The following is a 6,821-nucleotide window of genomic DNA, read 5'->3' on the forward strand; positions in this document are numbered from 1 at the left end:
GGCGACGGCGTCCGCTCACGACAGGGTGCGGCCGAAGCAGAGCGAGTCGTCGCTGCCGATGTAGGAGCCGAACAGGGGGATGGCCTCGTAGCCCTCGCGTTCGTAGAACCGGATCGCGTCGGGCTGCAGGACACCCGTCTCGAGGATCACCTGCCGAGCTCCGAGATCGCCGGCGGCCGCCTCGAGCGCACGCAGCACCGCGGTCGCCACGCCCGTCCCCCGCGCCTCGGGCGCGACGTACATCCGCTTGATCTCGACCGAACCCGGCCCGGCGACGGCGTCGGCCAGGGGGCGCAGGCCGCCGCAGGCGATCGCCCGGCCGTCCGCGGTGCGGGCGACGAGGAACACCGGGACGTCCGCCGCCGACGGGGGAGTGCCCGGCTCGTGGTCGTCGCTGCCGTAGCGCGCGTCGAGCTCGCGCCGCTGCTCGCGTCGCAGGGCGTCGGCGTCGGGGTGGTCGAACGGGGTGGAGGCGATCTGCCAGGTCATGGTCGACCTTTCGGTGAGGAGGCGGTCCGGAGATCCGGTGACGAACGTTACGGTAACAGGCGTTACGCTCGAACCATGCCCCGTACCCGAGACACGAGCGAGACCCGACGCCGCCTGTCCGAGGCCGTCTTCACGACCCTGGCCGAGCTCGGCCCGACCGGGCTCACCCTGCGCGCGGTGGCCGAGCGCGCCGGCTGCACCACGGGTCTCGTCCTCCACACCTTCCGCGACAAGCAGGCGCTGCTGCTGCACGCCCGGGATGTCCTGCACGAGCGCACGCGCATCCGCTCCGACGCGCTCGAGGCGGCCGCGTCCGGTCCGGTCGAGGCGCTCAGCGCCGTCCTCGGGGGAGCCCTGCCGACCGACCCAGAGAAGCTCGCCGAGGCGCGGGTCTGGGTCGGGTTCCTCGCGGCGGCCCTCGGCGACCCCGTGCTGGCCGAACGCCATGCCGTCAACAGCCGCGCGTTCGCCACCCGACTCGAGCGGCTGCTGATCGCGGCCCACCCGATCGGGCCGATCGACGCGAGCGACCGGTCGGCAGCGCTCGCGGCCGCCGTGGAGGGGATCGCCGGCCTCGCCGCCGGCGACCAAGAACGGTGGACGCCCGCCCGGCAACGCGCCGCCCTCGACCTCGTGATCGACTCCACCGGCCCCGCTGCCTCGGCTCCCGTCACCGCGATCCCTCTGGCCCCGCCCCCTCCGGCCGAGCCGCCCGTCGAGGTGCTGCGTCTCACGGCCTTCGCGGCCGGACCCGGCGGCGGCAACCCGGCCGGGGTCGTGCTCGACGCCTCGGGTCTGACCGACGAGCGGATGCAGCGCATCGCGGCCGAGGTGGGCTACGCCGAGACGGCCTTCGTCGTCGACCCGGGCATCGACGACGGTGCCCGGCACGTCGCCGTCCGCTACTTCTCACCCGGTGCCGAGGTCCCGTTCTGCGGGCACGCGACCATCGCGACGGCGGTCGCGCTCGCCGAGCGTCGCGGAGTCGGCGCCTTCACCCTCGACACGGCGGTCGGCCCCGTCGTGATCGAGACCGCACGATCGTCGGGAGGCGCGGGCGACGCCGGTCACGCGCCTCCCGGTGACGAGTCGGTGACGGCCGCGTTCACGAGCGTGGAGCCCGCGGTGCGCGACCTCGACGCTCTCGTGGCGGACCGCCTCCTGGGTCTCCTCGGTCTCGAGCGCGCCGACCTCGACGAGCGCTGGCCGCTGCGCGAGGCGTTCGCCGGCAACTGGCACCCCGTCGTGGCCGTCCGCGAGCAGGCCGTCTTCGACGCGTTCCGCTTCGATCCGAGGGAGGTGCGGGTGCTGATGGACGAACGGGGCTGGGCCGGCACGGTCACCGTCGTCCATCGGCAGGGCGTCGACGAGTCCGGCGGCCTTCTCGTCGAGACCCGCAACCTGTTCCCGGTCGGCGACATCACGGAGGACCCGGCCACGGGGTCGGCGGCCGCGTCGCTCGGCGGGTACCTGCGGGCCCTCGGCGAGGTCGCGCCTCCCGCCCGGATCGTCGTGAGGCAGGGGCAGCACGTCGGGCGACCGAGCCTGCTCGTGGTCGACGTCCCGCCCGTCGGCGGCATCACGGTGACGGGCACGGCGCGGCCGATCGACTGAGCGCGGCCGACGGTCCACGGCACCAGAGGATGGGCATGGCACCACGGGAAATCGTGGCGCCGTGCCCATCCTCTGGCGCGGTGCCCGCCTTCGCCGGTGCGTGTCGTGCGGCGGCGACGGCGTCGTGCGGCGTCGGGCACGGCGGGCGGCGATAGCATCGCGGGGGTGCCCGGCGGGTGCGACGTGATGGGCGTCGACCGCCGCGCCGCGACCAGGAGGAACCATGGCCCCGCACACCGTCCACGTCGTCGGCAGCGTCAACGACGACCTGCGCCTCACCGTCGTCACGCACGCCGCCCCGGGCGAGACCATCACGGCGACGAGCGCTCTGCGTGAGCTCGGAGGCAAGGGCGCGAACCAGGCCGTGGCCGCGAGCCGCGCCGGGGCCACCGTGCGATTCGTCGGGGCCGTCGGCACCGATCCGGCCGGCGACGAGCTCGTCGCCGCCCTCGCCGCCGAGGGCATCGACACCTCGGGCGTCGCCCGCGTCGACCACGAGCTCACCGGACGCGCCATCGTGTCGGTCGACTCGTCCGGCGAGAACCTCATCACCGTCGTCCCCGGCGCCAACGGGGCGATCGACGTCGACGCGGTCCGCGCGTCGCTGCAGACCGTCGAGCGCGGCGACATCGTCGTGCTGCAGCTCGAGGTGCCGTTCGCCGTCAACGCCGCCGCCGCCCGAGCCGGGCGCGACCGCGGCGCTCTCGTCGTGCTCAACTCGGCGCCGTCCGACCCGCGCGTCCTCTCGCTCGTCGACGACCTCGACCTGCTCGTCGTCAACGCGAGCGAGCTGGCCGACCTGCTCGCAGCCGAGGGCGCGGGCGACGACGTGCCCGATGCCACGGACGCCGGCACCGACGCCCCCGCCGACGTCCGCGCCGCGGCCGCCGCGCTCGCCGACCGTCTCGGCGTCCGCCTCCTGTGCACGTTCGGCGCCGACGGCTCGACGCTGGTCGGCGAGGGCACCCCGATCGAGCAGGAGGCGCACCGCGTCGAGGCCGTCGACACGACCGCCGCCGGCGACACGTTCATCGGCTACGTGGCCGCCTCGCTCGCCGACGACGAGACCTGGGCCGACGCCCTCGCGATCGCGACGCGGGCCTCGGCCGTCGCCGTCGGGCGCGAGGGCGCCGCCCGCTCGGTCCCCACCCGCGCCGAGGTCGACGCGCTCGTCTGACCCGCGCGGCTCCCGCACGCAGCAGCACCGCAAGCAGCAGCACCGAACAGCCCTCAGGAGGCGCAGCCATGGCACGCAAGGTCGATCTCGTCGTCGTCGGGGGAGGCGCGATGGGCCTCGCCACCGCCTGGCAGGCCGCCGTGCGCGGTCACGACGTCGTGCTGCTCGAGCGCTTCGAGCGAGGCCACCTGCAGGGCGCCTCCCACGGCTCCACCCGGAACTTCAACATCGCCTACGACGACGGCGAGTACGTCGATCTCGTCGCCCGCGCCCGCAGCCTGTGGGACGAGCTCGCCGCGGTCTCCGACGCTCCGCTGCTCGACCTGGTCGGCGTCGTCAACCACGGGAGGTCGGACATGCTCGGCCGCATGCGCGAGCTGCACGCCGAGCGCGGCATCGAGAGCGAGCTCCTCCCGCCGGCCGACGCGGGCGCGCGCTGGACGGGCCTGCGCTTCGAGACCGAGGTGCTCTGGGTGCCCGACAGCGGCCGGATCCGCGCCGCCGACACGCTCGCCACGTTCGAGCGGATCGCGACCGGGCTGGGCGCCGAGGTGAGCTGGTCGACCCCGGTCGAGCGCATCGAGGTCGAGGGCGACGACAGCGCCCGCGTCGTCACCGCCGACGAGGAGTACGTCGCGCCCCGGGTCGTCGTGACGGCGGGTGCGTGGACGGAAGGCCTCGTCGGGGGCCTCGCGCGCCTCCCTCGCCTCGTGGTGACGCAGGAGCAGCCGGCGCACTTCCGGGTGACCGACGCCGACGCGGTGTGGCCCGGCTTCAACCACCGACCCGACCCGGACGCGGCGGCGGAGGCCTGGTGGTACGGGCCGGTCTACGGGATGCTGACCCCGGGCGAGGGCGTCAAGGCGGGCTGGCACGGCACGGGCCCCGTCACCGATCCCGACGCTCGCACCTTCGAGCCCGAGGCGCGGCAGTTCGAGGCGCTGCGCCGGTACGCGCGCGAGTGGCTGCCCGGCGTCGACGCCGAGACGGCCGACCCGATCAGCTGCACCTACACGTCGACCGACACCGAGGACTTCGTCCTCGACCGCGTCGGCCCGCTCGTGGTCGGGGCCGGCTTCTCGGGTCACGGCTTCAAGTTCACGCCCCTGATCGGCGAGATCCTCGTCGACCTGGTCGAGGACGGCGAGGCCCCGGCGCGGTTCCGGCAGCTCGGACGCCCCGCCGCCTGAGGGCCGGCCGTGCCGGACGCGCCGGTCGTCCTCGACGCCGCGCCCGCGCCTCCTCGGCCCGCGCCTCCTCGGCCCTCGATCGACGCTCCCGGCAGCGGCTCGGTCAGCGCTGGAGAGTCTCACCCGGATACTCGCCGTAGCGTGCGTGGTAGGCCGCGGCGAACCGGCCGGGGTGGCCGAAGCCCCAGCCGCGCGCGATCTCGGCCACGGTCGTCTGCCGGGGATCCGAGATCGTCAGCTCGATCCGGACGCGGTCGAGGCGGATCGAGCGCAGGTAGGCCGACGGGGTCTGCCCGAGCGAGCGCTGCAGCGCGGCCTGGAGGCCTCGTGCGCTGAGGTCGACGGCCGCCGCGACGTCGCTGACGGTGAGCGGCAGGTGGGCGTGGGCGTGCATGTAGTCGACGGCGTCGCGGACCCGGCTCGACCCGACGGCGGTCTCGGTCGCCGACGGGGCGTCGGATTCGTGGGCGAACGTGTCGAGCACGGCCATCGCGATCCGACGGTCGGCCTCGCGTCGCAGCAGCGGCGGCGTGCCCGGAGCGACCACGTGCGGGACGGCCTCGCGCAGCACGCCGGCCCACCCCACCCGCGCGGCGGGGGAGGGCACGGCCATGTGGTCGAAGCGCAGTCGTCCGCCCGCAGCCCCCTCGTGCTCGGCGGAGACGCGCTCGAGGTAGTCGGCGTCGAGGTGCACGAGGCTCTGCCGGTAGTCGACGAACTCGAAGTCGTAGGCCTCCGTCGGCGACATCCGCGGCACCCCGGCGGTGTACTCGGCCAGCTCGCCGGCGTGCTCGACGGTCGCGTGCCCCTCGTGCAGCCACGACACGATGTACTCGCGGCTGGCGTCGGACGAGCCGCGGGCCCGGCCGCGGAACTCCGAGGTGCGGACGCTCACGTCGGGGCCGCCGCGCGCGGTGTAGCGGTAGCGGAAGGGCGTCCCGTCGACGTCCATCAGGGCGCGGTCGCCGGGGTAGTGCGTCCCGTAGAGGTCGCGGGCGTCGTCGAGGTCCGTCCCGGAGGTCTCCGAGCCCATCACCGCGTCGTCGTCACCCATCAGCGTTCATGATGCCACTGCGCGGGGGCTCGGTGGGGCGGGTCGACGGCTCAGGAGGCGCTGGCCGGCGGCTCAGGAGGCGCGGGTCGACTCGGCGAGCAGGGCCCGTGCCGTCACGGTGTCCGTGACCAGCTCGTTGACCAGGCGCGCCCGGACCGCCCCGAGGATGCTCGGCACCTTCTCGAGACCGACCGCGACCCCGACGGCGTGCGGGACCCGCTGCAGCACCGAGCGGGAGGTGCGGACCATGCGGTCGCTCCCGGGGAACTCCAGGGCGTCCCCGTCGGCGTCGAAGAAGTTGAGGCACACGTCGCCGACGGCGTCGTCGAAGCTGCCCTCGGCGACGGGGATGAACCGCGAGATGGTGTCGCGGGTGACCGTCGGCGCGCCGATGCCGAGCAGGGCGCCCTTCGCGGTCTCCCACAGGCCGACGACGTGCTGGAAGGCGGGGTCGACGTCGAGCGAGCGGCGCATGTCGACGCTCGGCAGGGCCTGCGCGAACAGGAACGCCGGGAACCCACCGCTGCGCTCGGCGGCGCGCAGCGTGATCTCGTTGGTCTGGAACCACGGCGAGGGCTCGGTCAGCCCGCCGACGGTCGGGGCGAGCTGCACCCCCGGCAGGGATGGGAGCGGCCCTCGGGCGACGTCGTGCATGGTGCGCCCGGACGACACGAGCAGCACGTCGCCGGCCTTGAGCGACATGTTCTCGAGGGCGGCGGCGACGGCCCCCGACAGGTTGTCGCCGAGCGTCGTCGCGTGGGTCGTGGCCGCGAGCCAGACGTCGTGGAGGCCCAGCGCCGTCTTGAGCTGCGAGCCGAGCTCGATGTTCTCGTCGTGGTAGGGGTCGGTGACCTCGATCCGCACCAGTCCGAGGCGACGCGCCTCCGAGACGAGCCGGCTGACGGTCGGGCGCGAGACGCCGAGGCGGGAGGCGATCTCGACCTGCGTGGCCTCCTCGACGTAGTACATCCGCGCGGCCTGGTAGACGACGTCGATCGAGAAGCGCGGCGGGCGCTGGCCCGTGCCGGTCGGCACGGCCTCGGAGGCGTCGGCGGTCGTCGTCGGATCGTCGCTCACGTGGCCTCCTCGCGCCCCTGCCGGCGCCTGCTCTACGGTGATCGATCCTAGTCTCACGATCGTGAGCGGAAATTGTGTTCTTGACTTCCGTTCTGCCTGTTGTAACCTCCAAGGAGGCCGCATCGACGCGGCCAGGCCGCACAGTCGCGGCCGCGAGACTCATGGAGGCCATCAGCGATGACCACGACGACCACTCCCGCGACCGGCAGCACGGAGACCG

The 6,821-nt window shown here is 74.4% G+C and carries 6 protein-coding genes; 3 read left to right on the top strand and 3 right to left on the bottom strand.

Annotated elements, in window-relative coordinates:
• Nucleotides 1-15: 15 nt before the first annotated feature.
• Nucleotides 16-489: a GNAT family N-acetyltransferase gene (locus FFA01_RS13210; protein WP_146856656.1), complete on the bottom strand. Its 474-nt coding sequence runs from the start codon at nucleotides 487-489 to the stop codon at nucleotides 16-18.
• Nucleotides 490-564: 75 nt separating this feature from the next.
• Between FFA01_RS13210 and FFA01_RS16450 the strand changes: the two genes are divergently transcribed.
• The 3 genes from FFA01_RS16450 to FFA01_RS13225 all read left to right on the top strand — a co-directional run bounded on the left by FFA01_RS16450 (nucleotide 565) and on the right by FFA01_RS13225 (nucleotide 4,470).
• Nucleotides 565-2,103 carry a PhzF family phenazine biosynthesis isomerase gene (locus FFA01_RS16450; protein ID WP_146856657.1) on the top strand — a complete coding sequence of 513 codons (1,539 nt, stop codon included), beginning with the start codon at nucleotides 565-567 and terminating at the stop codon, nucleotides 2,101-2,103.
• A 223-nt stretch (nucleotides 2,104-2,326) separates the two neighbouring features.
• Complete coding sequence (locus tag FFA01_RS13220; RefSeq protein WP_146856658.1) at nucleotides 2,327-3,280, top strand: ribokinase; 954 nt, start codon at nucleotides 2,327-2,329, stop codon at nucleotides 3,278-3,280.
• A gap of 68 nt (nucleotides 3,281-3,348) precedes the next feature.
• Complete coding sequence (locus tag FFA01_RS13225; RefSeq protein ID WP_146856659.1) at nucleotides 3,349-4,470, top strand: FAD-dependent oxidoreductase; 1,122 nt, start codon at nucleotides 3,349-3,351, stop codon at nucleotides 4,468-4,470.
• Between the two features lie 103 nt (nucleotides 4,471-4,573).
• Here the strand turns inward: FFA01_RS13225 and FFA01_RS13230 are convergent, their stop codons facing one another.
• A complete protein-coding gene (locus FFA01_RS13230; protein WP_146856660.1) occupies nucleotides 4,574-5,524 on the bottom strand; it encodes a helix-turn-helix transcriptional regulator in 951 nt (316 codons plus the stop codon).
• Nucleotides 5,525-5,596: 72 nt separating this feature from the next.
• Entirely contained in the window at nucleotides 5,597-6,601 is a 1,005-nt protein-coding gene (locus FFA01_RS13235) for a sugar-binding transcriptional regulator (protein WP_208720928.1), read from the bottom strand.
• Nucleotides 6,602-6,821 lie beyond the last annotated feature (220 nt).

Source organism: Frigoribacterium faeni (assembly GCF_007988805.1).
In the GTDB taxonomy this organism is placed as follows: domain Bacteria; phylum Actinomycetota; class Actinomycetes; order Actinomycetales; family Microbacteriaceae; genus Frigoribacterium; species Frigoribacterium faeni.

Bases quoted from the DNA above. Each gene is read 5' to 3' on its own strand.
- FFA01_RS13210 (WP_146856656.1), bottom strand. From the start codon at position 489: ATGACCTGGCAGATCGCCTCCACCCCGTTCGACCACCCCGACGCCGAC.
- FFA01_RS16450 (WP_146856657.1), top strand. From the start codon at position 565: ATGCCCCGTACCCGAGACACGAGCGAGACCCGACGCCGCCTGTCCGAG.
- FFA01_RS13220 (WP_146856658.1), top strand. From the start codon at position 2,327: ATGGCCCCGCACACCGTCCACGTCGTCGGCAGCGTCAACGACGACCTG.
- FFA01_RS13225 (WP_146856659.1), top strand. From the start codon at position 3,349: ATGGCACGCAAGGTCGATCTCGTCGTCGTCGGGGGAGGCGCGATGGGC.
- FFA01_RS13230 (WP_146856660.1), bottom strand. From the start codon at position 5,524: ATGGGTGACGACGACGCGGTGATGGGCTCGGAGACCTCCGGGACGGAC.